Annotated in this window: 33 protein-coding genes and 2 tRNA genes; 25 read left to right on the forward strand and 10 right to left on the reverse strand. The window is 61.2% G+C overall.

What is annotated here, in order from left to right; translation table 11 throughout:
* Positions 1-58 precede the first annotated feature (58 nt).
* Genes F8E02_RS02115 through F8E02_RS02125 form a run of 3 tightly spaced genes read left to right on the forward strand, consistent with a single transcriptional unit; the run spans position 59 to position 2407 of the window.
* Entirely contained in the window at positions 59-1645 is a 1587-nt protein-coding gene (locus F8E02_RS02115; protein ID WP_317063791.1) for a bifunctional N(6)-L-threonylcarbamoyladenine synthase/serine/threonine protein kinase, read from the forward strand.
* Positions 1642-2232 carry an RdgB/HAM1 family non-canonical purine NTP pyrophosphatase gene (gene rdgB, locus F8E02_RS02120; RefSeq protein WP_317063792.1) on the forward strand — a complete coding sequence of 197 codons (591 nt, stop codon included), beginning with the start codon at positions 1642-1644 and terminating at the stop codon, positions 2230-2232. Before F8E02_RS02115 ends, rdgB begins: the two co-directional genes overlap by 4 nt.
* A gap of 28 nt (positions 2233-2260) precedes the next feature.
* Complete coding sequence (locus F8E02_RS02125) at positions 2261-2407, forward strand: 50S ribosomal protein L40e (RefSeq protein ID WP_317063793.1); 147 nt, start codon at positions 2261-2263, stop codon at positions 2405-2407.
* Between the two features lie 102 nt (positions 2408-2509).
* On the opposite strand, the gene F8E02_RS02130 is transcribed toward F8E02_RS02125, so the two are convergent.
* Both F8E02_RS02130 and F8E02_RS02135 read right to left on the reverse strand, forming a co-directional pair.
* Positions 2510-3160, reverse strand: coding sequence for a putative phosphothreonine lyase domain-containing protein (locus F8E02_RS02130; protein WP_317063794.1), 651 nt, complete (start codon positions 3158-3160; stop codon positions 2510-2512).
* A 43-nt stretch (positions 3161-3203) separates the two neighbouring features.
* The gene (locus F8E02_RS02135) at positions 3204-3968 is read right to left on the reverse strand and encodes a sulfide-dependent adenosine diphosphate thiazole synthase (protein WP_317063795.1); all 765 of its coding nucleotides are present in this window, start codon (positions 3966-3968) and stop codon (positions 3204-3206) included.
* 139 nt (positions 3969-4107) lie between these two features.
* On the opposite strand from F8E02_RS02135, the gene htpX reads away from it, so the two are divergent.
* The 5 genes from htpX (at position 4108) to F8E02_RS02160 (ending at position 8431) form a co-directional block, all read left to right on the forward strand.
* Positions 4108-4992, forward strand: a complete 885-nt coding sequence (gene htpX, locus F8E02_RS02140; protein WP_317063796.1) for a zinc metalloprotease HtpX — start codon at positions 4108-4110, stop codon at positions 4990-4992.
* Positions 4993-5426: 434 nt separating this feature from the next.
* Positions 5427-6704, forward strand: a complete 1278-nt coding sequence (locus tag F8E02_RS02145; RefSeq protein WP_317063797.1) for a fasciclin domain-containing protein — start codon at positions 5427-5429, stop codon at positions 6702-6704.
* Between the two features lie 92 nt (positions 6705-6796).
* Entirely contained in the window at positions 6797-8140 is a 1344-nt protein-coding gene (locus F8E02_RS02150) for a hypothetical protein (RefSeq protein WP_317063798.1), read from the forward strand.
* Between the two features lie 144 nt (positions 8141-8284).
* Positions 8285-8355, forward strand: a tRNA-Gly gene (locus F8E02_RS02155).
* A 2-nt stretch (positions 8356-8357) separates the two neighbouring features.
* Positions 8358-8431, forward strand: a tRNA-Val gene (locus F8E02_RS02160).
* 92 nt (positions 8432-8523) lie between these two features.
* Here the strand turns inward: F8E02_RS02160 and F8E02_RS02165 are convergent.
* The 3 genes from F8E02_RS02165 to F8E02_RS02175 all read right to left on the reverse strand — a co-directional run bounded on the left by F8E02_RS02165 (position 8524) and on the right by F8E02_RS02175 (position 10711).
* Positions 8524-9363, reverse strand: coding sequence for a hypothetical protein (locus F8E02_RS02165; RefSeq protein ID WP_317063799.1), 840 nt, complete (start codon positions 9361-9363; stop codon positions 8524-8526).
* Positions 9364-9503: 140 nt separating this feature from the next.
* Positions 9504-10058, reverse strand: coding sequence for a DUF3795 domain-containing protein (locus tag F8E02_RS02170; RefSeq protein WP_317063800.1), 555 nt, complete (start codon positions 10056-10058; stop codon positions 9504-9506).
* Positions 10059-10180: 122 nt separating this feature from the next.
* On the reverse strand, positions 10181-10711 hold the full coding sequence (locus tag F8E02_RS02175; protein ID WP_317063802.1) for a shikimate kinase: 531 nt from the start codon (positions 10709-10711) through the stop codon (positions 10181-10183).
* 719 nt (positions 10712-11430) lie between these two features.
* On the opposite strand from F8E02_RS02175, the gene F8E02_RS02180 reads away from it, so the two are divergent.
* From F8E02_RS02180 to F8E02_RS02190, 3 genes are all read left to right on the forward strand, one after another.
* Positions 11431-11730: a hypothetical protein gene (locus F8E02_RS02180; protein WP_317063803.1), complete on the forward strand. Its 300-nt coding sequence runs from the start codon at positions 11431-11433 to the stop codon at positions 11728-11730.
* On the forward strand, positions 11720-11869 hold the full coding sequence (locus F8E02_RS02185) for a hypothetical protein (protein ID WP_317063804.1): 150 nt from the start codon (positions 11720-11722) through the stop codon (positions 11867-11869). Before F8E02_RS02180 ends, F8E02_RS02185 begins: the two co-directional genes overlap by 11 nt.
* Before the next feature lie 71 nt (positions 11870-11940).
* Entirely contained in the window at positions 11941-12285 is a 345-nt protein-coding gene (locus F8E02_RS02190) for a hypothetical protein (RefSeq protein ID WP_317063805.1), read from the forward strand.
* 208 nt (positions 12286-12493) lie between these two features.
* Here F8E02_RS02190 and F8E02_RS02195 read toward each other — a convergent pair whose 3' ends face one another.
* Positions 12494-12985, reverse strand: a complete 492-nt coding sequence (locus tag F8E02_RS02195; protein ID WP_317063806.1) for a putative immunity protein — start codon at positions 12983-12985, stop codon at positions 12494-12496.
* A gap of 225 nt (positions 12986-13210) precedes the next feature.
* On the opposite strand from F8E02_RS02195, the gene F8E02_RS02200 reads away from it, so the two are divergent.
* The 3 genes from F8E02_RS02200 (at position 13211) to F8E02_RS02210 (ending at position 15124) form a co-directional block, all read left to right on the forward strand.
* Entirely contained in the window at positions 13211-13879 is a 669-nt protein-coding gene (locus F8E02_RS02200; RefSeq protein ID WP_317063807.1) for a hypothetical protein, read from the forward strand.
* Between the two features lie 202 nt (positions 13880-14081).
* The gene (locus F8E02_RS02205) at positions 14082-14564 is read left to right on the forward strand and encodes a GNAT family N-acetyltransferase (protein WP_317063808.1); all 483 of its coding nucleotides are present in this window, start codon (positions 14082-14084) and stop codon (positions 14562-14564) included.
* Positions 14564-15124 (forward strand): cysteine hydrolase family protein, encoded by a 561-nt coding sequence (locus tag F8E02_RS02210; protein WP_317063809.1) that lies wholly within the window; start codon positions 14564-14566, stop codon positions 15122-15124. Before F8E02_RS02205 ends, F8E02_RS02210 begins: the two co-directional genes overlap by 1 nt.
* Positions 15125-15177: 53 nt before the next feature.
* On the opposite strand, the gene F8E02_RS02215 is transcribed toward F8E02_RS02210, so the two are convergent.
* The 3 genes from F8E02_RS02215 to F8E02_RS02225 all read right to left on the reverse strand — a co-directional run bounded on the left by F8E02_RS02215 (position 15178) and on the right by F8E02_RS02225 (position 17579).
* The gene (locus F8E02_RS02215) at positions 15178-15786 is read right to left on the reverse strand and encodes a transglutaminase-like domain-containing protein (protein ID WP_317063810.1); all 609 of its coding nucleotides are present in this window, start codon (positions 15784-15786) and stop codon (positions 15178-15180) included.
* A 179-nt stretch (positions 15787-15965) separates the two neighbouring features.
* Positions 15966-16811 carry a GNAT family N-acetyltransferase gene (locus tag F8E02_RS02220; RefSeq protein ID WP_317063811.1) on the reverse strand — a complete coding sequence of 282 codons (846 nt, stop codon included), beginning with the start codon at positions 16809-16811 and terminating at the stop codon, positions 15966-15968.
* A gap of 168 nt (positions 16812-16979) precedes the next feature.
* Positions 16980-17579 carry a flavodoxin family protein gene (locus F8E02_RS02225; protein ID WP_317063812.1) on the reverse strand — a complete coding sequence of 200 codons (600 nt, stop codon included), beginning with the start codon at positions 17577-17579 and terminating at the stop codon, positions 16980-16982.
* 87 nt (positions 17580-17666) lie between these two features.
* Between F8E02_RS02225 and F8E02_RS02230 the strand changes: the two genes are divergently transcribed.
* The 10 genes from F8E02_RS02230 to F8E02_RS02275 all read left to right on the forward strand — a co-directional run bounded on the left by F8E02_RS02230 (position 17667) and on the right by F8E02_RS02275 (position 23598).
* Positions 17667-18008, forward strand: coding sequence for a winged helix-turn-helix transcriptional regulator (locus F8E02_RS02230; protein WP_317063813.1), 342 nt, complete (start codon positions 17667-17669; stop codon positions 18006-18008).
* A gap of 154 nt (positions 18009-18162) precedes the next feature.
* Entirely contained in the window at positions 18163-18435 is a 273-nt protein-coding gene (locus F8E02_RS02235; RefSeq protein ID WP_317063814.1) for an ACT domain-containing protein, read from the forward strand.
* Between the two features lie 9 nt (positions 18436-18444).
* Positions 18445-19809 (forward strand): PFL family protein, encoded by a 1365-nt coding sequence (locus F8E02_RS02240; RefSeq protein ID WP_317063815.1) that lies wholly within the window; start codon positions 18445-18447, stop codon positions 19807-19809.
* Between the two features lie 82 nt (positions 19810-19891).
* The gene (locus tag F8E02_RS02245) at positions 19892-20296 is read left to right on the forward strand and encodes a PaaI family thioesterase (RefSeq protein ID WP_317063816.1); all 405 of its coding nucleotides are present in this window, start codon (positions 19892-19894) and stop codon (positions 20294-20296) included.
* Positions 20297-20310: 14 nt separating this feature from the next.
* A complete protein-coding gene (locus F8E02_RS02250) occupies positions 20311-20835 on the forward strand; it encodes a DUF6125 family protein (RefSeq protein ID WP_317063817.1) in 525 nt (174 codons plus the stop codon).
* 55 nt (positions 20836-20890) lie between these two features.
* Positions 20891-21736 (forward strand): class I SAM-dependent methyltransferase, encoded by an 846-nt coding sequence (locus F8E02_RS02255; RefSeq protein ID WP_317063818.1) that lies wholly within the window; start codon positions 20891-20893, stop codon positions 21734-21736.
* 67 nt (positions 21737-21803) lie between these two features.
* The gene (locus tag F8E02_RS02260) at positions 21804-22268 is read left to right on the forward strand and encodes a hypothetical protein (protein ID WP_317063819.1); all 465 of its coding nucleotides are present in this window, start codon (positions 21804-21806) and stop codon (positions 22266-22268) included.
* A gap of 160 nt (positions 22269-22428) precedes the next feature.
* Complete coding sequence (locus F8E02_RS02265; RefSeq protein ID WP_317063820.1) at positions 22429-22818, forward strand: VOC family protein; 390 nt, start codon at positions 22429-22431, stop codon at positions 22816-22818.
* A gap of 262 nt (positions 22819-23080) precedes the next feature.
* Positions 23081-23272 carry a hypothetical protein gene (locus F8E02_RS02270; RefSeq protein ID WP_317063821.1) on the forward strand — a complete coding sequence of 64 codons (192 nt, stop codon included), beginning with the start codon at positions 23081-23083 and terminating at the stop codon, positions 23270-23272.
* Positions 23269-23598, forward strand: a complete 330-nt coding sequence (locus F8E02_RS02275; protein ID WP_317063822.1) for a type II toxin-antitoxin system PemK/MazF family toxin — start codon at positions 23269-23271, stop codon at positions 23596-23598. Before F8E02_RS02270 ends, F8E02_RS02275 begins: the two co-directional genes overlap by 4 nt.
* Before the next feature lie 164 nt (positions 23599-23762).
* On the opposite strand, the gene F8E02_RS02280 is transcribed toward F8E02_RS02275, so the two are convergent.
* Positions 23763-24113, reverse strand: coding sequence for a cupin domain-containing protein (locus F8E02_RS02280; protein ID WP_317063823.1), 351 nt, complete (start codon positions 24111-24113; stop codon positions 23763-23765).
* A 70-nt stretch (positions 24114-24183) separates the two neighbouring features.
* On the opposite strand from F8E02_RS02280, the gene F8E02_RS02285 reads away from it, so the two are divergent.
* Positions 24184-25215 (forward strand): YbgA family protein, encoded by a 1032-nt coding sequence (locus F8E02_RS02285; RefSeq protein ID WP_317063824.1) that lies wholly within the window; start codon positions 24184-24186, stop codon positions 25213-25215.
* The last annotated feature ends 121 nt before the right edge of the window (positions 25216-25336 follow it).

A 25336-nucleotide genomic window follows, 5' to 3' on the forward strand; every position in this document is an offset into this window, starting at 1 on the left:
CTGCCCCCGCCTGCAGGCCCGCCGCGGCAATCTTTTCGTGGCGGAGCGAACCCGTTTTATGCCTGACATAGATTCTCACGAAGGGCTGGTGCTGGGGCTTGAAGGGACGGCGTGGAACCTCAGTGCCGCTCTCTTCGGAGAAGACCTGGTCGCCCTCCATTCTTCGCCCTACGTTCCGCCGAAAGGAGGGATCCACCCCAGAGAAGCCGCGCAGCACCACGCCTCGGTGATGAAGGAGGTCATCGGCCAGGTGCTGACGGAGCCGGACCGGATCCGGGCGATCGCCTTCTCCCAGGGGCCCGGCCTCGGCCCGTCCCTCCGGACGGTGGCGACCGCCGCCCGCGCCCTCTCGATCGCGCTCGGCGTGCCGCTCGTCGGCGTCAACCACTGCGTGGCGCACGTCGAGATCGGGAGATGGGCGACCGGGTTTACCGACCCCATCGTCCTGTATGCGAGCGGCGCGAACACGCAGGTGTTCGGCTACTTAAACGGCCGCTACCGGATCTTTGGGGAGACGCTCGACATCGGGGTCGGGAACGCTCTCGACAAGTTCGCCCGGGGTCACGACCTCCCGCATCCGGGCGGCCCGATGATCGAGAAACTCGCCCGCGAGGGGAGCTACATCGAACTCCCCTACACGGTGAAGGGGATGGACCTCGCCTTCTCCGGGCTCGTGAGCGCCGCCCAGGAGAGCAAGGCGCCGCTCGAGGACGTCTGCGCCGGCCTCCAGGAGACGGCGTTCGCGATGTGCGTCGAGGTGACCGAGCGGGCGCTCGCCCATGCCGGGAAAGACGAAGTGCTCCTCGTCGGCGGCGTCGGGGCGAACGCGCGGCTCCAGGAGATGCTCCGGATCATGTGCGAGGAGAGGGGGGCGTCGTTCGCCGTCCCGGAGCGGACCTACCTCGGCGACAACGGGGCGATGATCGCCTACACGGGCAAGATCATGCTGGAGCACGGCACCACCATCACCCTTGACGAGTCGCAGATCCGGCCCGGCTACCGGGCCGACGAGGTGACGGTCACCTGGCGCGAGGACGAACCCGGCGAGGTCTTCACTGCGCGGCAGGACGACGAGGCGGTCGCCCGCGGCGCGGAGGCGGCCGTGGAGTTTCGGGCGGACGAGGTCGTCAAGCGGAGGACGAGCAAGCGCTACCGGAGCCCGGGCCTCGATAAGCGGCTGATCGCGGAGCGGACCCGGGCCGAGGCCCGCCTGATCGCGACGGCCCGGCGGGCGGGGGTCCCGACCCCGGTGATCCGGGACGTCAGCACGGACTCGATCGTGATGGAACGCATCGAAGGGGAGGTGCTGAAGTACGTCACCACTCCCGGGAACGTCGCCCTCGCGGGCGAGGCGGTCGGGAGGCTGCACGGGGCGGGGATCGTCCACGGCGACCTGACGACGAGCAACATGATCGTCCGTGGCGGTCAGTGCGTCTTGATCGACTTCGGGCTCGCATCCACGTCCGCCGAGGTCGAGAGTCGGGGGGTCGACCTCCACGTCTTCTTCCAGACGCTCGAGAGCACCACGGAGAACTTCGCCGAACTGAAGCAGGCCTTCGTCGACGGCTACGCGGCCGCGTTTGCCGCGGCGGACGAGGCCCTCGCGCGGGAGCACGAGGTCGAGCTGCGGGGGCGCTACCTGTGAAACTCGCGGTGGTGACCGGCAACCCGAACAAGGCGCGAGAGGTGGCCGCCTGCTTTGCGGGGGTGCTGGAGGTCGAGCATGTCGCGCTCGACTGCCCGGAGCTCCGCGACGACGACGTCGGGGAGATCGCGCGGGGGAAGGCGGAGTTCGCCTACCGCACGCTCTCCCGCCCGCTGATCGTTGACGACACCGGCCTTTTTGTCGACGCGCTCCGGGGGTTCCCCGGCTCGTATGCTGCCTACGTCCAGAAGACGATCGGGAACGCCGGGATCTTGAAACTCATGGAGGGCGTCACGGACCGGAGCGCCCGCTTCGAGACGGCGATCGCGTTCGCCGACGAGCGGGGCATCCGGGTCTTCCGCGGCATCCTGCCCGGGACGATCGTCACCCCCCGGGGGGAGGAGGGGTTCGGCTACGACCCGATCTTCGCCTACGAGGGGCGGACGCTCGCCGAGATGCCGCTATCCGAGAAGAGCCGGGTCTCCCACCGGGCGCGGGCGCTCGAGGCCTTCCGCGCCTGGGTGGAGCAGGATTCAGGGCACGGTCTCCCCGGCGACAGAACTGTTAATAGGACCAAGAACGAATAGTACCCATCTGACAAGTGGTGTTTTCGACATGGCAAGATTTCCCGAAGCTGAAGCACGTCTGCTCAACGTAAAGATCTGCATGAAATGCAACGCCCGGAACGCAATCCGCGCGACCCGCTGCCGCAAGTGCGGCTCGGACGAACTCCGGCCCAAGTCCAAGGAAAGAAAGGCGTAACGCCGCTGTAAACTACGGGCTCCCGGTCATGGCGGGGCCGGGGGTCCGGTATACTCTTTTTGTGCGTCTCAAAAGCAGGGAGCGGAGGGGATCTTTTGCCCGTCACGCGCTGTAATAAGTGACCTTCCGGCCCTCTTCGCTGTACTCGCCCTTGTAGGTCTCGATGTTGCGCTTGTAGCCGATCCGGTCTACAAATCCAAGGCCGCGGAGCCGCTCGCGGACCCGCATCACGTCCGCCTCGTCGGCCCAGTCCCGGGTGTAGACGTAGATGACGGCCCGCTCGTCGCGCGAGTCGGGGTTCGGTTTCGCGGTGCTGATCTTGGCGGAGATCCCGAGCAGCCCCTTCACCGTCTCGTCGCGGACCTTCCTCCACGCCTCGTCCGCTTCGGCCGGGGGGACGAAGATGAGCCATTTGCCCACCTGCTCGTCATCGAGGCCCCGTTCAAGGGGTCCCGGCGCGTCCTGCACAATCCAGTACATCCGGGTGGTCTTTGAGGGCAGGACGCCCTCGCCCTCCCTGAGCGGTGCGTAGAGAGCCTCGATCCCGCCGAACCGCCGGAGGAGGGGACGGGCGAGGTCAGGGTAGTCCTCGGAGAACCGCTCGAAGATCGCGGTGACGTCCGCCTCGAAGTCTGCCCCCTGCTCGACGAGTTCGAAGAGGTACGAGCCCCGGACGCGGAGCTCGCGGTTGAGGTAGACCTCAAAGATCCCGTACGCGACTTCTGCCAGGGACTCCGGATCGATCTCTTCCATACCTATTGGTAACTGCAGGGACCCTAAAAAGAGTTCTGAAGTATTACCGGCCAAGCCGCTCCGCGACCAGGTCCGCGGCCCGTTCTCCGGAGAGGAACATCCCCCCGAAGATCGGCCCCATGCGGCACTCCCCGGCAACGGCGTTTGCCGCCATCCCGGCGACGAAGAGGCCGGGGAAGACCTCTCGCGTGTGGTCGAGGATCCGGGTTTCGGCACGCTCGGCCCACATGAAACTCTCTCCCTTCACCGGGAGCCCGCCGCCCTTGCGCTCGATCATCCGGGCGATCATGGCGTCGTGACCGGTCGCGTCGACGGTGCAGGTGCAGGCCACGGTGAGCGGGTCGACGTGCAGCCCGGCCATATCGACCGGCGTCCAGTTGATGACGAGGCCGCCGACCCTGCCGTCGCCGCGGACCATGACGTCCTCGACGGTGGTGAGGTTGAAGAACTCGACGCCGGCGTCGCAGGCCGCTGCAGTGAGTTTCGAGACCGCTTCGACGGACTTCGCGACGTAGTAGCCCGGCTCGAACTCCCGGTAGGCGATATCGAACCGGTCGAGGAGCCGCCGGGCCCCCTCCTGGACGACGATCCGGGGGAACATCATCCCGCCGCCCCACATGCCGCCGCCGATGCTGAGTTTCTTCTCGATGAGTGCGCACCTGACACCCTTCTCGCCGAGTAGGGCGGCACAGACGAGCCCCGACGGTCCGCCGCCGATGACGGCGGCATCCATCTCGAGGTAATCGATGAACGTGCGGTGCTGCTCCTCAAGGATTGCCCTGCTGATGGTCACTTCGTTGAGCGTCATTCTATCCTTAACTCTGGTGCCGGAACCTGATAAGGGCACTGGCGACGCGCGAGGGGGGTGCAGGGCTCCGCTTTTGGTGAAGCGCCCGGAAAATTCCGGCGCATACCTTAAGACCTCACCGGTCCAATAGATCACTGTCATGAAGTGGACGCGCGACTTCGGTCTCACCATGAGGATGGTTCTAACTTCGTTCCTGCTCCTCATAGTCTACCTAATCTTCCTTGGGGTCCTCGCCGCGCTTGGATTCCCCTTCGAGTTCCTCCTGCTGGTCGCCGCCGGGATGGCGTTTCTCCAGTTCTTCTTCTCGGATAAGCTGGTGCTCTGGAGCACCGGCACGCGTCTCATCGAAGAAGACGAGTATCCGGAGTTGCACCGGATGGTCGAGAGCCTGGCAGCCCGGGCCGACCTCCCGAAGCCAAAGATCGGGATCATGGCCTCCCCGGTGCCGAACGCGTTCGCGACCGGGCGGAGCCCGAGCAACGCGGTCGTGGCGGTCACCGACTCCATCATGCGTGTGCTCAACCGCGAGGAGCTCGAGGCGGTGCTCGCCCACGAGCTGGCGCATGTGAAGAACCGGGACATGCTGACGCTGACGATGGCGAGTTTCATCTCGATGCTTGCCTACCTGATCATGCAGAACTGGATCTTCATGGGCCTCTTCGGCAACCGCGACAGCCAGAACAACGGCATGGGTGCACTGGTCCTGGTCTACATCGTATCGATCGTCGTCTGGATTGTAAGCACCCTGCTGACCCGTGCACTCTCCCGCTACCGGGAGTTCTCCGCCGACCGGGGCAGCGCCGAGATGACGGACAACCCCCGGGCGCTGATATCGGCGCTTCAGAAGATCAGCGGGCGGATGGACTACATCCCCGCCGAGAAGAAGCGGGAAGTGGAAGGCGCAAACGCCTTCTTCATCATCCCCGCGCTCTCGGGAAACACCCTGATGGAGCTCTTCTCGACGCACCCGCCGCTCGAGAAGCGTGTGGCGGCTCTCGAAGAACTGGCCGCCGGAACACGCTGATCCGGGACCGCTCCCGGAACACCACCATTTTTTCAAGCGTTTTATCACTGCGTATCGCAGCGGTCCGTCAGGGATGCGGCCGACTGCACCCGCAGAGCGCCCCTTACCGGGATCTGCCCTTTCCTGGAATTCACCCGCCCGCTGCCCGGACCAGTTTTATCCACCAGGCAATTATTTAAAAAGATATATATATTCAGATTGCCTCCAGATACCCGCTCTGTCAGCCATACAGCCTCAAACAGCATCCCCCGGCAAACCACCCCGGCGCTCCAGCCCCGGTGCTGCATCGGCGCCACGCAGAAGCCGCCAGTCCATGACGCCGGTTGAACCCGTCTCCACCATACCGCCTACCGGAATCCATCTCCAGTTATGAGCACCGGATGCAGCAGATAAAGGTGATAAAAATGACTTTGAGAAAGATCTCAGGAATTCTTATGATTCTCTGTCTCCTGACCCTGACCGGGGCCGTCGCCGCGGTCTCGGCACAGGAGACGCCGCAACAGATCGGCGCCGAGCTCGAGTACGAGCTGCCGATGGATACCATGAAGGTCATCGGCAGGTATAACGTCACCATCGATCCGGCGGAGAACGTCTCGATCGAGCCGGTCAACCTCGACACCCCCATCGACGTGAGGAGGGATACCCCGATAGGTGCGCTGGATGCGGTCGCCCAATCGGAGGGGCTGAACTTCACGACCTACTACTACACGGTCAGCGGCCGGCTGGCCGTCGACAGCATCAACGACTACGTGTACGAGGAGGATCAGATCTGGTACGTCCTCAACTACCTCAACGAGACGTTCCATGAGACGAGCATGGATGCCGGGGCGCACAACCTCACCGACAACGAGACGTTCTGGCTCATCTACTGCGACCTCTCCGACTACGATCCCCGTTATGAGTCCCGCGTCGATCGGGCCGTTGCAGGGCTCTCGATCACCGTTACGTTCAGCGATGAGAACGTGACCCCGACCCCGACCCCGGATGAGAACGTCACGCCCGGACCGACGGAGAACGTGACCCCGACCCCGACACCGGCCGGGAACGTCACGCCCGGACCGGGCGAGAACGTGACGCCGATGCCGACGATACCCGGGATCCTGGTCCCCATACCGACGGCCACTCCGGGGAACGTGACCCCGGATCCGAACGAGAACGTGATCCCGGCCAACGAGACGAACATCTACGAAGCGATCGGCGAGGAGGAGAACCTCTCCATCCTGGCGAGCCTGCTCAACGTGACGGATCTCGCGGCCACGCTCCGGGGCGAGGGGCCGTATACTATCTTCGCGCCGGACAACGATGCGTTCGGCAACCTCTCGTCCGAGGTTCTCGCCATGATCCTGGTCGACGAGGAGGAACTCACGAGGGTCCTCTCGAACCACGTGGTGAACGGGAGTTACACGGCCGCCGAACTCCTGAACATGACGGAGGACGGCAACGAGACGACCCTCACGACGCTCGCCGGGCTGAACCTGACGGTCTCGGAGAGCGACGGCGTGCTGATGATCGGTAATGCCACCGTCGGCACGGAGGAGATCAACGCGACGAACGGCGTCGTCCACGTCATCGACACGGTGCTGATCCCGACGGAGAATGTGACCGAGACCGCAACTCCGGTCGAGAACATGACCCCTGCGGAGAATGCAACCCCGGTGGCGACGACGGCCCCGCTGACGAACATGACTGGACCGCCAATGGGGGCCATCTAGCCGGAGCCCGCACACGCATCCCCCCGGACCCGGCTCCCGGGCTCCGGGGAGGTTGTCCGTGACAGCGAGAGTCTTACGGGTGGGATGAACGGATGATCGGCGCGAGAAACCTCGCACTTGCGATCTGTATACTGGTATTGTGCGCCATCGGAACCGTATCCGGGAGCGGACCGGCACCTGCGGACGCCGAGCCGGACGGTCGCGTGTGGATCGACGGAACCCCCCTTATCCGTGCGATCCACGAGGACCGGGGAGACCTCTACCGGCACATAGACAGCGACACGGGCGGTAAGGAGCATGTCGCAGACACCTACATGCCGGGGGATGCGAGGACGTTCATCGCCACCGACTTCGTGACCGAGGAGGACTACACCGTCAACGCCACCTGCAGGGCGACGGGAGACTACTGCTACGTCTTTGTGGATGAGAACGAGACGGTGGCGGAGGGCGAGATCCGGGACCTCGTGGAGACCTTCGACCGGGTGATCTACCCCACGGTGACCGGGACGTTCGGGACCGAGATCGGTGTCGACAGGGACCGCCGGATCTTCATCCTGCTCTTCGATATCCGTGACAGTCTCCACGATAGCGCCACAGAGCTCTCCATCGCAGGATATTTCGACGGCAGCACGTCAAACAAGATCGATATGATCTTCCTCGACGCCGATGCGCGGGGGAGCGAGGTGCGCTCGACGCTCGCCCACGAGCTCCAGCACCTCGTCCACCACTCGCGCGACCCCCATGAGAAGACCTGGGTCAACGAGGGGTGCAGCGGGTACGCGGAGTTCCTCTGCTTTTCGACCGAGAACCGGGCGAAGGTCCGGGCTTTCAACCGCCACCCCGACACCCCCCTCGCAGTGGCCGACGGCCGGTGGGCCCGCTCGGAGGGCGAGATCAACCAGGCCCATTACGGGGCAAGTCTCCTCTGGACGCTCTACCTCGCGGAGAACTACGGCGACCGATCGGGCGATGCACAGCGGCAGGGGTTCCTCGCGGATCTCGTCGCGGAGAACCGGACGGGTCTGGCCGGGGTCGACGCGACGCTCGCCCTGCACGGGTTCAACGAGTCGTCCGAGGACGTATTCAAGCGCTGGGTGGTCGCGAACTACCTCGACGCCGAGGGAGGCAAGCCGCCGCTGGGGTATGACGGGATCGAGATCACCCGATACCCGGAGGTCACCGGCCGGGTCGACCTCACCAGAGGGACCGGGGCGGTGCATTCCTTCCCGGCGGCGGAGCTCCCGCCCTGGTCCGCGGCCTACTACGAGGTGAAGGCGGATGACCCCGCCGCGGTCTCGTTCGCAAACGACCAAGGCTTCTGGATGGAGAGGGTCGTAAACCGGAACGGCAAGGCGGTCATCGTCGTCTCGCCTCTCGCCGACCGGGGGGCGTTCGTCCTGACGGTCGCGGAGGGCAACGGGACCCCCGCGGATTGACGGAGGCGGTCGCCGGAGCAGCGCCGGCCGGGCATGGGCCGCGGTCGCGGGAGGGGGCGGGGCCGGCGGGCGCCCCGCTCCGTTCCGGCCCCGGGGGATACGTTCATATCTCATAACGCCAGACTTGTATAGACGTACCAGTACGCATCGATGGTCTAGTGGTATGACTTTGGCCTTCCAAGCCAATAGCCCGGGTTCAATTCCCGGTCGATGCATGGGGCTCGTGGTCTAGCTGGTCATGACGTCGCCTTCACACGGCGAAGATCCTGAGTTCGAATCTCAGCGAGCCCATCAGAATCACCGTCCTTTTTGGGTTTTGACTCAAATTTATCGCCATCCCCCCGATAACTCCGAATATCTCATCCATCTTCGATTCTAAGCGATTAGCGCGAGTTTTTTGATTCAGGTGTTAACTCAATTCCAGGGCGAAATGTCAAATAATATCCGATCGTTACAAGCAGGGTGTCTATAACGATCCTGGACAACACATCGATTAAATAGCCGGAAAACAATAAGGGCATAAAAAGAAGGAACGTAGCCCAGTTAACTCCAAAAATCAGGAATCCAAATTTCGCTGCTCTACGCTCCAACGACAACGTATCTCCGATATTCCCAAGCAAAATACATACTACCCCGATACAGGCACCCATAAGGAGCGTCCAGAAAAATGTATAAACCAGGCTAGTCTGGTATCCTGATTGGATCACTCCTGTGAAATACGCAACATATCGTCCAATCAAGAATATCCCCGTGAATATGGATACGGCCGTCATCTTCTGTCGAAGAGTAAACGGCTTTGCCGCAGCATTCTCTCCTTTCCCAGCAGTTAGCAGACCCAATAGAACCGCCATCAAAAAAACAGGTACTGCATCACTGAGGCCGACCACAAATTCGTTGATGATTGGATTGCCGAACAGGGATACCCCCTCCAGCATGGCAAAAAGCCAGATCAGCGCTATTGCAGACCCGTACCGCACCCCTTGTTTTACTCCCTCTCCCGGAATCACATTTCGGATGCGGCAATAAACATAAGCAGCACCGGAAAAAGAGAGTAGCGCCCAGAGAAAGACGGTAATCTCCGCCCCGAGCAACTCTGCCACTATGCTATAGTTCGGATTCTCAGGCATGGTACTGTATGCGTTTGTAACAAGATGAAGAACGATATCGAGTAGTACGCAAACCACGACAACGGCTGCAATCTTTACCCGTTTGCCTGTTTTCATACTATCAATACTCCCTTTCTAAGCCAGCTGCATCTGTTCAAAAAACTCCCGTTGCGTTCCGGCAGCACCGAACATCCGCATAACGTCAATCTGCGGCGGTGCGTGTATTCCCTGTATGAGGCAAGAAGTCGCCACCGTGCCTACCTCCGCAATGTTAAGCGATATTGTTTCCTTGCAGCGATCTCATCGAGAATCCGGTGAAGAGCCTTTGACTTTGCCCTGACATCAAGCCCCCCGGATTCTTCCCTTGCCCGGGAGAGCGCTCCCTCAAGATCTTCGAGTTCCAGAACAGTTGCAGCAATACAGTAATAACTCTTTGAGCGACCTTCGTTGAAGTCTCTCAACATCTCCCTGAGTACAGACTCCCGCTGCTCCTGTATCTTTTGGAATTCGGATGCTCCATGCCGGGATATAAACGAGAGATCTTTCTCAAGGGTCTGGTAGCACTTAAAAGAGTCGCGTTCTCTACCGGCATCTCTGTGTTTCTTCCATTTTTCGCACGTAGCGCTTTCTTCGCACTCCCAGCAGAACTCGATTCCCTTTCTCTTAACAGCACACGTGATAAACGGGCAGCCGACAGCCATTCTGCTTGAGCTCTTGCATCCCGAGCATCTGCTCTCTGCTTCGGTATTGTACGTGGGGCAGAGTCGACAGGAGAGTCCGCAGATTCCGATATCGGGATACTCGATATGCATGACGATTGTAGTGTGCGATATCCGGAGAGATATCTCTTATGATAGCGTCGCGAGCCCTCTGGAAATTTCAATCGGGTCCGTGTTCGACCTGAAATTCCGGAGGCGGCCGGCGTCCCTGCGTGTTATCCGGGGCGGGTCGGGTCCCGGACCCTTCGCAACGCTTCGATCACGTTCCCGACCACGGATTCGAGATCCTCACCCGAGCACGCGACGGTGAGATCGGCATACCTCTCGTACAGCGGGACCCGCCGGTCGTACATTCCGCGGAGGCTCTGGCCAGGAAGGAGGAGTATCCCCCGGGTCGTGATGTTTCTGAGCCTCTTTTCCATCTCCCCGTACGCGATCTCCAGGTACACGACCGCTCCGGCCGACTTCAGGTGCGCCATCGCGGCCTCGCTGCAGACCACGCTCCCGCCCGTCGCGATCACCGCATTGCGGGGATGCAGGGAGAGGATCGTCTCTTCCTCGACCCGCTTGAACGCATCGGGCCCGTCCAGATCGAGGATCTCCTGGAGCATCTTCCCGGCCCGCTCCTGGATCAGGATATCCGTGTCGATGAACTGCATGCCGAGCGATTTTGCAAGGATGACGCCCACGGTGCTCTTCCCTGCGCCGGGCATGCCGATGAGGACGATGTTCTTGTGGTGATGCATACTGCTCGCGGGTTTCTCTGTTGGTAACTGGTGGGATCTCGGGGGAGATGAAGGTTGTCCGGCAACTAGTATACTCGCCCGGCGTTATCCCGGTCCGCTCATAGCCCGGAAGAGATATCAGGCAGCATCGCATCGCTGCGAAGATGAAAATTATTTTACCTGATACAGAAGATGGTCGATCGTATGAGGATAAGAAAGATAGCGGGAACATTTGCCGGCGCGTTCATGCCCTTTCCCTGGCTGTTATGGCTTCTACGAGGCACGGGAGTCCTCCGGATGCGTCCGACCTCCTGCACCGCAAAATTCGAGGGGATTGTCGGAAGAGCCCCGCTCTGGGCGGCGGCGGGAGTGGTTGCGTTCATCGCCGGGATTGCTGTTGCCGTCGTCGGCATGAGGCTTGGCGGATGTCGTCGGGGTATTGAAGGAGCGCGCCGACGGAGAAATCTTCTGCAACGATCATATCGCAGATTCGGATGCCGCTGTTGCGCTCCTCCCCGTGGAGGCAGCGGAGACGGAAGCCAGGACCGGATCAGCGAGGGAGACGTTGCCGACCGGAGAGCGCCGTTGTAGTCGAGAGTTGTATCCCCATGACCCAGGCGGGGCGGCGCACCCTCAACCCCGTTCTATGTCCGGAGCCCGGCGGCGGAGATACCTGTAAAAGAGAGGGGAAGGCGCTCCGGCCTGCTACTTCAGAAAGGATCCGTGCCCTGGGAGGTTCAATGAGAGGTTCGCGCAGCACCTTGATCCGCGGGGCGAAGTTCGGGCTCAACCTGGACCCGGCGACCGCAAGCGCTCCGCTCGTGACGTCGATCGCCTCCCACGCGACGATGGGCCCGCTCTTTGCCTACCTGGCTGGGGAGAACGAACGGAAGTTGCAGGCGGCCGCAAAGGGCTTTCTCGTCGCACTCCGGAGGGGGATACGCTCAAAGCCGGGATCGTTCGACGTGATGGCGTTTCCTATTGGGAGGGCGCCCTGCGACGAGCTCGGCGAGCGGAGTCCCGCGGATCATGCCTACTGAGCCGGGGAAGGGGTGGCTCGAGAAGGGGCGGCGGTATTACGTGGACGTGCCGGTCAACCCGGTCTACCATGCGTTAGGCACGGCGGTGGAGTGGTACCAGCGGCGGCGGGTGCGGAGGGATCTGCGGGAGGTAGGTTGATGAACCGCGGCAATGCTTTCCAGGTTTTTGCTGACGCGCACTTTAAATGACTTTAACTCGAAAGGAACATTATGAAGCGGAACAGCGGGATCGCTATCATTGTTACGGTCGCCCTCGGGATACTGGCTGTCTATGTCAGTGGCTGGACACCTTGTCCGGCTGATGTTAATGAGATGGCGATCATCAGCGAGGATAACGTCGTAGCGGGGGCGATAACTAAGTACCGGGCGGTGATTGAGAACCAGGGTCCGGTAATGTATGACAGGGTGAACGTCACGGTCTATATCGCCGACGAGTCCGGCGAGGTCAAGGAGATCAAACAGTATGAGTTTGAGAATATTAAGCCCGGGGACAGCAGGATAATCTATCTTGACCTGCAGGGAACTCACGCATATATCAACTCGATCTGGAAATAATCAACTCGATCTGGAAATAGGTGAAGGATAACTTTTCTGCGGCTCTATCCTATGAGAACCATAAAAGCACAGAGAGAGATATTTTCGGATTCTGTGAGAGATTTAGGGCGAATAGGCATCAAACACTTCAAGAACACAGAATTATGCGGTAATGTAACGTTCTACCAGGCGAGAACAATGGCCTCCGTTCAAAACAAACCCAGAACCATCAAAAACCCTCCCCTTTCCGCAGCCTGACAACAACCCCGCCCCCGCGCTCCTGAATAACAATCCTGCCCATGATCTCCTCCCTCAGCCCCTCCGGCAGCCTCTGCGACTGCCACTCCCGCTCCGCAGCAACAGTAACTCCGGCACCGGCAGGGTCAGCCGCCGCGACAGCCTTGAGGGCATAATACGCCGCCCCATAGGCGTGCTGCGGGACGTGCGCGGTCGCCACCGCCTGGCCCGCGGCCCGGGCGGCAAAGTGAGCCGCGTCGTTCTCCTTCGCGTCGCGGGCGGCGGCATGGGCGGCAAGAGAGGCTCCCCGTATCCCGGCCATCGTGAAGACACCCGTCCTGACCCACGCCCGGCATGCTTCGATGGCGCTCCGTGGCCGGCTGTCCTCCGGGTATGCCCTCTCGAAGAGCGGGAGGACCCGCTCGGCGCAGTCCGCGGCCCAGGCCGCCATCAGCACCTGGTCCTGCTTGCTGTATTTCTTCACGAACGAGTAGTATGAACTTCTAATATGTTGGTTCTTGAGGTCACGCAGGGAAGGCTACGTCAACTTATGTTGACATAGCACCGACACCCCTCTTCTAAGTCAACACAGGTTGACTTACACGGACCCGACTCACTCATGAGCACCGCAACGTAGAACAGGCTGGTCCTCCTACAGGGCGACCGATCCCCCGACCGGCACCACAGCCACGAAAGGAGTTGAATAACGGTGCACGAACATTTCACCCGACATCACCGCCGGCTCGGAAGAACCGCAGCCTGGGCCGTCTTCTTCCTCCTGATCGCCTACGCGGTTACGCTGGTCCTCGGACTTCTCTCGCTAGAGTCGCCAGCGGATCCGATCGGCGATCCGTACTTCTCCCTGCTGGAACTGCTCATCGTCGTGATGGCGCCGCCGATGGTCGCCGTCATGGTTGCGGTCCATGCGTATGCCTCTCCTGAAACCAGGGCGTATAGCCTTACAGCGCTTGCATTCATGACGATCCTCGCGGGCATCACCTGCAGCGTCCACTTCGTTATCCTTACGGTAAGCCGCCAGATCGCGGCTGCGGGATTCCCGTGGGCACCGCTCTTCTTCTCCTTTGAGTGGCCGTCTGTAGTATATGCGCTGGACATCCTCGCGTGGGACGTCTTCTTCGCCCTCTCGATGCTCTTTGCCGCACCCGTATTCAGGACCGGCCGGCTGGAGAAGACGGTCCGGGTCCTGATGGTCGCGAGTGGCGTCCTGAGCCTCGCGGGGCTGGCCGGCGTGGCGCTTGCCGACATGGGTATCCGGAACATCGGCATCCTGGGCTACGTCGGGGTCAGTCTGATCGTATTTCCCCTGCTCGGGATCGTCTTCGGGCGTGCCCGGCAGGCATCGGAAGAGGCCGGGTGAAGCCCGGTTCGGAATCTGCAATGGAGATGATTGCAGATCTGCTGTCGCCTCACCCGGTTTCGAAGCTCGTGACGCCGTAGCACTCATCGAGCGGGAGGTCGGGGATCTCCTTCGTGCACATCCGTGCCGTACCGAAGACCGGGATCATCCCGTGCCGCTATACAAGCATCTCTAATAAAAACAAGATCACATCCTACCGATAATGATCTTCCTTCGTCACATCACTCAGGACGACATTGCTGCCATTAAAGGATGGCCTCCCTACCCTGCCGAATTCAACGATCTCGATTACGCGCTCAGAGACAGGGGCTGGCTGGATGAATACTCGCAAAAACCCGACGCGGATATTCTCATCGCCGACGATGAAGGAACAATTGCCGGATTTTCGATCATTGCACGCGAGCCAGGCGGCATTGCCGAGTTCCGGATCGCACTCCACCCGGAGAGATGCGGGCGGGGGTTGGGGAGAACCGTCACATATCTCTCGCTTATGCATGGATTTTCCGATACAACAACCGGCACCATCCGGCTTATTGTAAGGAAGAATAATCCGCGTGCAAAAGGACTGTATGAGGAGATGCACTTCCGAAATACCGGCGAGTGCATAGAGGAGATTCAGGGAAACCCTGTGGAGTTCCATCGGATGGAGATCACCAGGGTTGCATTTTACGGGGCGGATGCATGATGAAGGAAGCATTACTGGTCATCGATGTCCAGAACGAATATTTCTCCGGCAATCTGCCGATAACATACCCGAAGGCGAGCTTAATCAACATCCTTCAGGCGATGGATGCCGCATGTGCTGCAGAGATCCCGGTCATAGTGATCCGGCACACCAGCACTGCTCCGGATGCCCCGTCATTCCGGTCTGGAACCCCGGCATGGGAGCTTCATCCCGAAGTAAAGAGGCGGCCGTATGATCTGCTCGTCGAGAAGGCCCTGCCCGGGAGTTTCACCGATACCGGCCTTGATGCCTGGCTTCGAGCCCGGTCCGTCTGTTCGGTGACCATTTCCGGCTACATGAGCCAGATGTGCTGCGATTCGACCGCCCGGCAGGCATTCCATAACGGGTACGGCGTGAAGTTCCTTTCGGATGCCACCGGGACGCTCTCCGTTACCAACCGGGCCGGGACGATCTCCGATGCCGACCTTCACCGGGCGGTCCTCGTGACCCAGCAGATGCGGTTCTCGCAGGTGATGACGACCGCAGACTGGGTCCAGTCGCTGGAATTAGCGTATCGATAGCGGTATTCCGCCTGATCGCGTCCGTGGGGTTCCCATGGACATCGCTCTTCTCATCACCAATCGGGGATATCAGGCTCACCCTCGAGGTAGTCCTGCAGGTTATCGATGATGTCCTGCCGGCTTCTCGATGCATCGAGCATCCGCATGACGCCCATCTGCGGCGACGCGTAGATCCCCTTCCAGAAGTACTCGTCATACTCGCTCCGGTTGCGGTACGCGAGGACCGGCTTCTCCGGCGAGAACCGTGCGCACCTGCCGTTTGTGTTCCCCCGTGCATCGAGGAATATCCACCGGTTGTCCAGATAGACCGCGTTGTAGCAGTGAACGCAGTAGCCGAGCGAGTCGTCGTCCGCGAGGGTAATGTGCTGGTAGCAGAACCCGGCAGGAATGCCGATCCTGCGGAGCAGTGCGGCGAGCAGGTTTGCCTTCGCATGGCAGATCCCCGTCTTTTCGGCGAGGACGTCGGAGGCTTTCGCGGTTATGGTATCCGATTCGATATCGAAACTGTGCGGGATCTCGTCGCGGACAAACTCGTATGCGAGTCTCACCTTCTCAAGAGAACTCTCATCCCCTGAAAAGAGCTCTTCGACCTTCGCCCGGATCAACGGGGACGAATGATCGATGTAGGGGTGTTCTTCCAGAAAAATGCTTAAATCGGTCATGCGTGCGGGAACGGTCAGGGTTACTCAGATACTATACCGTATCGATGCTGGGGCTCTTTAAGCCTCCTTCCAATCGCGCTATGCCGGAGACCTTGCGAGTACCAGGAGAGTATGCCCTCCCGCCTGCACAGACAAAAGAGTGAGGGGCGGGGTCAGGGGGAGCCGCAAGCCCGGCCCCCTCACCCGGTCTCGAAGCTCGTGACGCCGTAGCACCGGTCGAGCGGGAGGTCGGGGATCTCCTTCGTATACATCCGTGCCGTCCCAAAGACCGGGACCATCCCGTGCCGCTCGGCGAGGGCGACGCCGGCGGCGTTCGGTTCAGGGACGTCGAGAAAGAGCGGCTGGCCGGGGACCGCCGCCGAGAGGCCGGAGTAGATCCTCTCGGCGATCTCCGGCGTATCGGCAAAGAGCGGGCCGATCTTCGCGCCCCGGCGGCAGGGCCGCACCTGCCCGTAGCCGCGGACCTCCCCGTCCTCGAGGACGGCCAGCGCCGTCGCGCCCGGCTGCGCCAGCCAGTGGCGGAGGAATCCCGGCCGCTCTGCCGGGAAGTGACGTGCGTCGTAACGGACGATAGCGTCGAAGGGAACGCCGCGAGCGTCCGTGAGGCCCGGAGGGCGGGTGCCCCCGCCGAGACCTTCGTACCGAATGTTCCGGTGCGAGAAGATGAATCCGTGGGCGGCGTAGCGGTCCTGCATCTCGAAGACCCCGTCGATCCCGAAGTTGTAGGGGGCGGCGAGCCGGTCGGCCTGCTCCTGGATCGCAAGACCGATGCCCCGGCCCCGGTATTCGGGGTCGAGGATGTAGAACCCGCCGAAGGCGAACCCGTCCCGGTAGACCATGACCGAGAACGACCCGATCAGGCGCCCGTCGTGAAGCACCGCGAAGAACGCCTGCGGGTCGACTGCGTAGTAGCAGTCGCCGTCGGAGAGGCCGGGGTTCCAGCCTTCCCGCTCTGCCCAGTCGATCGCGATCCCGACCTCGATCTTCGTCATCGGGCGAACCGTGATCTCACCTGATGCTGCCATACTACTATGCGTACTCCCCGGCGAGGGATGAAGGTTTGGAACCGATCGCGCTCCGGCCGTACCGCAAGATCGCGGACATGCCGCACACAGGGCTCCTCCCGCGGGGGGCCGTGGCAGGCATGCAGAGTCAGGTTTTTGGAGAGGTATTGCGGCAAGTTGTATCGGGGGTTACCCCAGGAGGTTCGTCCCTATGGCGTATGCCTCCTCCATCAATTCAGGCCGCTCTGAAACCGGCGGCTTTACCCCGCTCTCACAGTCCGTGGCAATCATGATCTCCCCAACAGACATTCCGGTCTTTGCCACCCAGCCTGCAAATGATTGGAGTGCCGGTTCAAAGAGCGTCGGATCGGGCATGTTCTGGACAAAGATAAAGGATACCGGACAGTGCACGGGAAACCGGGGTGACAGATCCGTTCCGAGATACGGCACGAGCCTGTCCAGCCAGGCTTTTGTCATCGCCGGGACATACCCGAAATAAACAGGTGCGGCAATGATAAGGCCGCCGGATGACTCCATCATCCGGTACACCTGCTGCATATCATCCTGGACAGTACAGCGGCTGTTGTTCTCCGTTTTGCATTGATGACAACCCCTGCAGTCATGGATTGTTAATTCATCCAGAAAGATTCCCTGCGTTGAAATCCCCTTATCATGGAGTGCCCTTTCTGCCTCATTTAAGAGAAGGCGGGTGCTGCCGTTCCGTCTCGGACTGCCCATGAGAAGCGTGACCATCTTCTGGTTACCGGTGTTGAAGTTCTGTCGCTCCATCGCTGCAGGAGATCTTGCGCTTCCACGGTGAAAAAGAGGGCAGTACTTAAAAACTTTTATAGGAATATAAAATGTACTAATGGATGAATGGCCCTTAATGGTGAATCAGACGTCCTGCCGGTCCATATATACATCCGGGTGATCGGCGGCAAATGGAAGCCTGAGATACTCTGGTTCCTGCGTGAAGGGCCGGTCCGGTTCGGCGGACTGATGAAACTGATCCCCGGCATTACCCAGGTCACGCTGACAAAGAATCTCCGTGAACTCGAGGAGGACGGTATAATAATCCGAACGGTCTACCCGGAAATTCCGCCCCGCGTAGAGTACGGCCTCACGGAGTTCGGTGAGTCGGTCTTCCCGGTGCTGGATGCGATCAGTGCATGGGGACGGAGGTTTGCCCGATATAAAAAAGAGATTGTGGAACGGTGATTCCAGGTGCCTTTGCCGCTCGGGAGTAATATTATAGGTGAAAGTCACTGTACATCTCTGAAACATCTGCGTGTATTCTATACGCACGTGACGCGGCGCAAAACCGGATTAATACCGGATGAGCGCCAAAAATAATTCAGGGATGAAACGAAACATGGAAAAAACCATTATCACCGTCGTCGGAAAGGATGCCGTGGGGATCATCGCGAAGGTCTGCACGTATCTTGCCGATAACCAGGTCAATGTCGAAGATATCTCGCAGACGATCGTGCAGGGATATTTCAATATGATGATGATCGTCGATACCAGCGGATCTCCAAAGCCGTACGCCGGAATGGTGACCGAACTCGATGAACTCGGCGACGCGATCGGTGTTCGGATCCGGTGCCAGCGGGAAGACATCTTCACGAAGATGCACCGGATCTGAGAGGTTTTTATGATCAATATTCTCGAGGTGAACGAGACCAACAAGATGATCGAGCAGGAGAAACTCGATGTCCGGACCATCACGCTCGGCATCAGCCTGCTCGACTGCTGCGACTCCGATCTCGACGCTTTAAACCGGAATATATACGACAAGATCACCCGGCTCGCTAAAGACCTCGTCTCGACGGGGAGGGAGATCGAGCTCGAGTACGGAATCCCGATCGTCAACAAGAGAATATCCGTAACCCCCATCGCACTGGTCGGCGGGCGGGCCTGCAGGTCCCCGGAAGACTTTGTCGAGGTTGCAAAGACGCTTGATAAAGCCGCACGGGACACGGGGGTCAACTTCCTCGGCGGATACTCGGCCATCGTCTCGAAGGGAATGACTCCGACCGACGAAGCGCTCATCCGGTCGATCCCGGCGGCGCTCTCCGCGACAGAGAGGGTCTGCAGCTCGGTGAATATCGGCTCGACGAAGACCGGGATCAACATGGACGCCGTGAAACTGATGGGAGAGATTGTGCGGGAGACGGCCGAGGCGACGAAGGAGAATAACTCTCTCGGCTGCGCGAAACTGGTCGTCCTCTGCAACGCCCCCGACGACAACCCGTTCATGGCCGGGGCGTTTCACGGCGTCTCCGAGGCCGATGCGGTCATCAACGTGGGCGTAAGCGGCCCGGGCGTCATCAAGCACGCACTCGAGGGGGTCCGGGGCGAGAACTTCGAGGTTCTCTGCGAGACGGTCAAGAGGACGGCCTTCAAGGTCACCCGCGCCGGGCAGCTTGTCGCCCAGGAGGCGTCGGAGCGGCTCGGGATCCCGTTCGGGATCGTGGATCTCTCTCTCGCCCCCACGCCCTCCGTCGGGGACAGCGTCGCCGAGATCCTCGAGGAGATGGGGCTCGAGTCGGTCGGCGCGCCGGGGACGACGGCCGCTCTTGCCCTCTTAAACGACCAGGTGAAGAAAGGCGGGATCATGGCAAGTTCCTTTGTCGGCGGGCTCTCGGGTGCATTCATCCCGGTCAGCGAGGACCAGGGGATGATCGACGCGGTGAACCGCGGCGCCCTCACGATTGAGAAGCTCGAGGCGATGACCTGCGTATGCTCGGTCGGCCTCGATATGATCGCGATCCCGGGCGACACGCCCGCTTCGACGATATCCGGCATCATCGCGGACGAGGCCGCGATCGGGATGATCAACAACAAGACGACCGCCGTCCGGCTGATCCCGGTGATCGGAAAGGGTGTCGGCGAGAGCGTCGAGTTCGGCGGATTGCTCGGCCATGCGCCGGTTCAGCAGGTCAACAGGTTTTGCTGCGCCGACTTCATCAACCGCGGCGGACGGATCCCTGCGCCGATTCACAGTTTTAAGAACTGATTGACGGAAGGTCCGGCCCCCTTTTTCTGATATCGGCGGCGGACTGATAGGCTTATTACCGCCGCCGGAAAGAGACCACTGTATGACCGCACCCGAAGATTCGGCCCGGTTCTTCGCCGCGGATACCTTTGCCCGGCACAACGGAATGGAGTGCGTTGAGGTCGCACCCGGCAGGGCGGTGGTGAAGATGGAGGTCATGGATTATCACCTCAACAGCCACGGAACCGTCCACGGCGGAGCGCTTTTCACCCTCGCCGATACGGCCTTCGCTCTCGCGTCGAACTCCCACGGGATCCCGGCGGCCGCGATAAACGCCCAGATCTCCTACCTCACGGCAGCACGGGTGGGGCCCCTTTACGCCGAGGCGGAGGAGTACGCCGCCAACCCGAAACTGGCCTCATACACCGTCAGGATAACGAACGATGCCGCGGAGAAGATCGCCATCTTCCAAGGGATGGTCTACCGCAAGACGCCCCGGCGCGACTGACGGGGGCGTAGAGCATGGTGATTACTACGAACAGCAACATCTTTGAAAAAATGACCCCGGAAGAGCTCCGCGAGTACCTCGCGTTCCTCCTCTGGCACTACCGTGTGGTGGACGCGTTCTGGTTCATCAACATCGCCGGGGAGTTCGGCCAGCCGACCGCGGAGGCGGTCAACGAACGTGTCTGGGGCCGCGTCGCCCCGATGGCCGCAAAAGACCTCGTCGCCAGGTTCGATATTCGGGAGAAGGGGCTGAAGGGGTTCGTGAAAGCGCTGAAACTCTTTCCCTGGGCGATCATCGTGAACTACGATATCGAGGAGAAGGACGACGAGGTCATCATCACCGTCCCCTCGTGCCCGAGCCAGGAAGCCCGGCTACGGCGCGGTCTCGGCGAGTATGTCTGCCGCGAGATGCACCGGGCGGAGTTCACGGGCTTTGCACGGCAGATCGACGAACGGATCTGCGTCGAGTGCCTCTTCGCCCCTCCCGACCCGCACCCGGAGAACATCTTCTGCAAGTGGCGGTTTTACCTGAAGGAATAGGGGGCCCGCTCCCCCAAACCTTGAACTCCCGGAAAACCCCACCTCACCATCGACCATGCCGGACCCCACCGACCTCGAACCGACGGCGGCGCTGGTGATGCTCTGGGCCCGGGACCTCTACCGGACCGGCAGCGCCGGACGGTTTTACTCCTGCCTTAACCTTGCCGCAGGCGAGCGTATGCGGCGGGAGTGCGAAGCCGTCTGCCCGTGGTATGCAGAGGTGATCCTGAACCGGAAGTGGTTCATCCGGCACCTCGCGGTCGGGTTTGTCGCCGAGGCGCCCACCCCCTGCCAGGTCGTGATTCCGGCCGCGGGGAGATCCCCTCTCGCCCTCGAACTCCTGGACGCCTGCAACGATGGGATCGCATCGGTGATCGAGCTCGATATCACGGGGATGGAAGAGAAGCAGCGGCTCTATGAACGGGCAGCACCGGCCCATGCCGGAAAGATCCAGTGCATCCCGGCCGACCTCTCTGATCGTCCGGCCACGGCAGAGGCGATCGCCGGCGCCGGCTACAATCCGGACATCCCGACGGTCGTCATCGTCGAAGGGATCTCCTACTATCTTCCCCCCGCCGTCCTCTCCGGGATCGTCTCGCTCTTTGCATCCCGGAACCGCAAAAACCGTGCGGTCGTCGAGTACATGCTCCCGTGCCGGCTGATCAACGAAGAACAGCGCAAGATCCCCCGGGGGATCTGGCGGATCATCAACCGCGACTGCAACCAGGGCGGCACCGTCACCTACAGCCCGGACGAGATGGAGCGCACACTCGCCCGTGCGGGGTGCGGCCGCGTCGTTCACCACGCCATGCACGAGATCGAGCATGCCCGGACCGGCGCGAACCACTACTTCGCCGCCGCTCCCGACGGGTGGATCGGGATCGCCTGCAGCAGGCTCTGACGGACGGAGTCGCGAGATGTGGCGACGAAAGAGCACATTTATCAGATTTCAGGAATTATCCTGAATTATGAAAATGAAAAGCATTTTAGGAGCGAGTATCCTCGTCCTCGCCGTGCTGGTCTGCGGGTGCACGACCACCAACGCTCAGAACACTGTTGCTGCTGCCACCCCCGAGATCCCCAACCTCGTCGTCCCCAACCTCGTCGGGAACTGGACCGGCACGATGAAAGGCTACGACTACGGGACAGGATTCAACGACTACGCCGGCTACACCATGACCCTCGCGGTCCTCGAGCAGCAGGACCGGGTCTTCGCGGGAGAGATCTCCTTCACGGCCCCGAACGGCACCCAGGTCTGGGGCGTCACCCCCTGTGCCGGCGTGATCGGCCGTGACGGCAAGGCGATCACCATCATCGAGAACGAGGGAGGGTATTCTTCCGGCTCCCTGATTGCTCCGGACGAGATGGAGATCATCTACGCGGACGGAAGAGAGCCCTTCAGCATCGCGATCGACTCGCTGAAGAAGAACTGAGCGGGGCAACGCCCTCCATTTTTGCCGCCGGTCCGGGTCGTCCCAAGACCCCGGATCTGCCGGCCTCCCCCCACGGGGAGACCGTGACGGTCCACAGCAAACCTTTTCTCTGAGGGAGTCGTGTCGGGGAGACGGAGCCTTACACAGGAGGAGATGCGATATGCCGAGAATAGAGACAACCGTACAGTACCCCGTCGTCATCACACCCGAGATCGAGAAGTGCAGGGACTTCTACGTCGGGTACTTCGGGTTCGAGATCGTCTTTGAGGCGGACTGGTACATCCAGTTGAAGCACGCGAACGGCAACGAGCTGGGATTCATGAGACCGGACCTCCCGAACCAGCCGGAGTTTCTTCACGGCGCGTATGGGGGGAGAGGCATCATCGTCACCTACGATGTAGCAGATGCCAGAGGAGAGTACGAGAAGGCGCAGCAGATGGAGGGCCTCAAGATCAGGTTCCCGTATACCGAGGAGGAATGGGGCCAGAAACACTTCATCGTCGAGGACCCGGCAGGCATCTTCGTGGATATCGTCGAGCAGCCTTCGTGAGGAGGTTGCGCCAGAACACGGCCGGGGGACCGAGGAGGCCGCCACCTCCCGCATACGCCGCTCGCCGGACTCCTCCCGTGGGGGGACTGTGACGGGCAGCTGCGCGGAGATGCCCCCAGAAGGCGAAGCCGATCCACGGCGGTACGACGACGGCACCGCCCGCCCCGACACCCCCACACCTCACAGCACCGGCGAACCCGAACACAAAGATTGATAGCGTGTCCGACCGATCATCTCTGCGTAGTTCACGTGAGGGCACATCATGACCGGCATCGAATCGGACGTCAGGGAGATCAAAGAGAGCATCAGAGCACTCACCGAAAAGATCGACGATCTTCTCCATGAAAGGGAGATCCATGCAATGATGAAACTCTCAGAGCAGTCACTCGCCGCTTTTCTCTCCGAGGAGCCCGATCTCTACACCGTCAGGGATATCAGGATCGTGTACCGATGAAAGGGAAGATCGTTCTGATACCATTTCCCTTTACCGACCTCACTGCAGCAAAACTTCGCCCGGCACTCGTCCTCCATGAGGGTGACCGCGATGTTGTCCTCGCCTTCATCTCATCGAAAACGCATGCAGGAACGGGACCGGCGGAGATCATGGTGGCCGCTTCACACCCGGGTTTTCTGAAAAGTGGTCTCAAGGTCGACTCGGTGATCAGACTGGACAAGATCGCAACAGTCTTAAAAGACCTGATGGTCGGCGAACTTGGGGAACTTGACGAAGACCTCAGGGCAGAGGTCAATGTAAGACTCACCGCCCTGTTCAAACTCTGAACAACGTAAAACCAGGCCCCAGGATGGTGGATGCACCCACCAGTGGCACCCTCGATCGTCCTGAGCCCTTCGTGAGATGTTCGCCTGCCCCTTTTCCGTCTTTTGTAAAGAAGGTACAGCAGCCCCCTTCTCCGGGCATCCACTCCTCCTCCGACCGGGGTACCTTAGATTCTGACATCCCTGATATGCCGCTCGCCGGACTCCTCCCACGGGGGAACCGTGACGAGCACCGCACGGATGCGCCCCACGAAGTAGATGCTGTTTTGTGGGGGCACGACGACGACGTCCCCTGTCCGGACAGGGTGCTCGACGCCGCCGAGGACGTAGACCCCCTCCCCCTCGATGATATAGTAGATGAACGCGCTCTTCTCGTGGCAGAACTCCTCCGCATGCCCCGTCTCCGTCTCCAGGTAGACGATCCCGGCCGGGGCGCCCTCCCCCGTATAGACCCGCATCCGGACGCCGTGCTTCTCGAGGTCGACCGCCTCCTCGCGCCTGATGACCGCCGGCTTCATGAGAGAAGGGTCGTGTCGCGGGGCTATGAAAGTGATGTACGCCCCCCCTCCCCCGGGTCCAAGGGTTCATATGCAACCCCTCATACCATGCTGCCCTGTGACCCGGGAATATCCGCGCCCCCGCCTCGTTATCAGCCGTTGCATTGAGTTTGGCCCCTGCCGTTACGACGGCTCGAAGATACCCTCCCCCACGGTGGCACGCCTGAGGAATTACGCCGACTTCATCCCGGTCTGCCCGGAAGTCGAGATCGGGCTCGGGGTTCCCCGGGCAACCCTCAGGATCGTGCGGAGAGATGACGCCGATCGCCTCGTGCAGCCGGCTACCGGGCGGGACGTTACGGAGGAGATGTCCGCCTTTGTAGCCAGGTTCCTCGACTCTCTGCCTCCGATCGACGGCTTCATCCTGAAAGGGGGCTCCCCCACCTCGGGGACCCGGAACGTCCGGGTCTACCCGTCAATGGAAAAGTCCGCGGCGATAGCAAAGTCCGCGGGCTTCTTCGCCCGCGAGGTGCTGAAGCGCTATCCGGACCTCCCCGTAGAGGACGAGCTGCGCCTGAACAATGCACGGATCCGGGACCATTTCTTCTCCGCGATCTTTACCCTGGCGGCGTTCCGGGAGATCGAGGCAGCCGGGGACCGGGAGGCCCTCGTGCGGTTCCACGCAAACAACAAACTCCTCCTGCTCGCCTCGAACGAGAAGATGCTCCGGGAGGCAGGAAGGCTCGTCGCAACCCGCGCGGAGGTTGGACCGGGAGAACTCTTCCCCCGGTATCGCCGGATGCTCTCCGCGGCGCTCGCACGGGCTCCCCGGTATACCGGCAACGTCAATGTTCTCCAGCACGCGCTGGGCTACTTCAGCGACCGGATCTCGGACGAGGAGAGGGCGTACTGCATCAGGCTGATCGACCGCTACAAAAACGGCCATGCCACGCTGGCCGAACCCCGCAACCTGCTCCGCTCGTGGGTGATCCGGTTCCGGGAGCCGTACCTGACGAACCAGTCGTTCTTCGCCCCGTACCCTGCCGAACTCGTGGATCTGCCGGGAGAGGTCACCGACCGCGGAAGGGATGTCTGGAGCGGCAGGGAAGAGCCGCCGTCTTAACTGCCCGGATCCGGGCTCCGCAGGTCGAAACTCCGTGTCATATGTGGTGTAGAGAAACAGAAGCGGTAGGGAGAGGGTGCCGGAACCGGATCTAACGGCGCAACCTGCCGGCCTCGTGACG

It is taken from the genome of Methanoculleus caldifontis, assembly GCF_032842345.1.
Taxonomy (GTDB): Archaea; Halobacteriota; Methanomicrobia; order Methanomicrobiales; family Methanoculleaceae; genus Methanoculleus; species Methanoculleus caldifontis.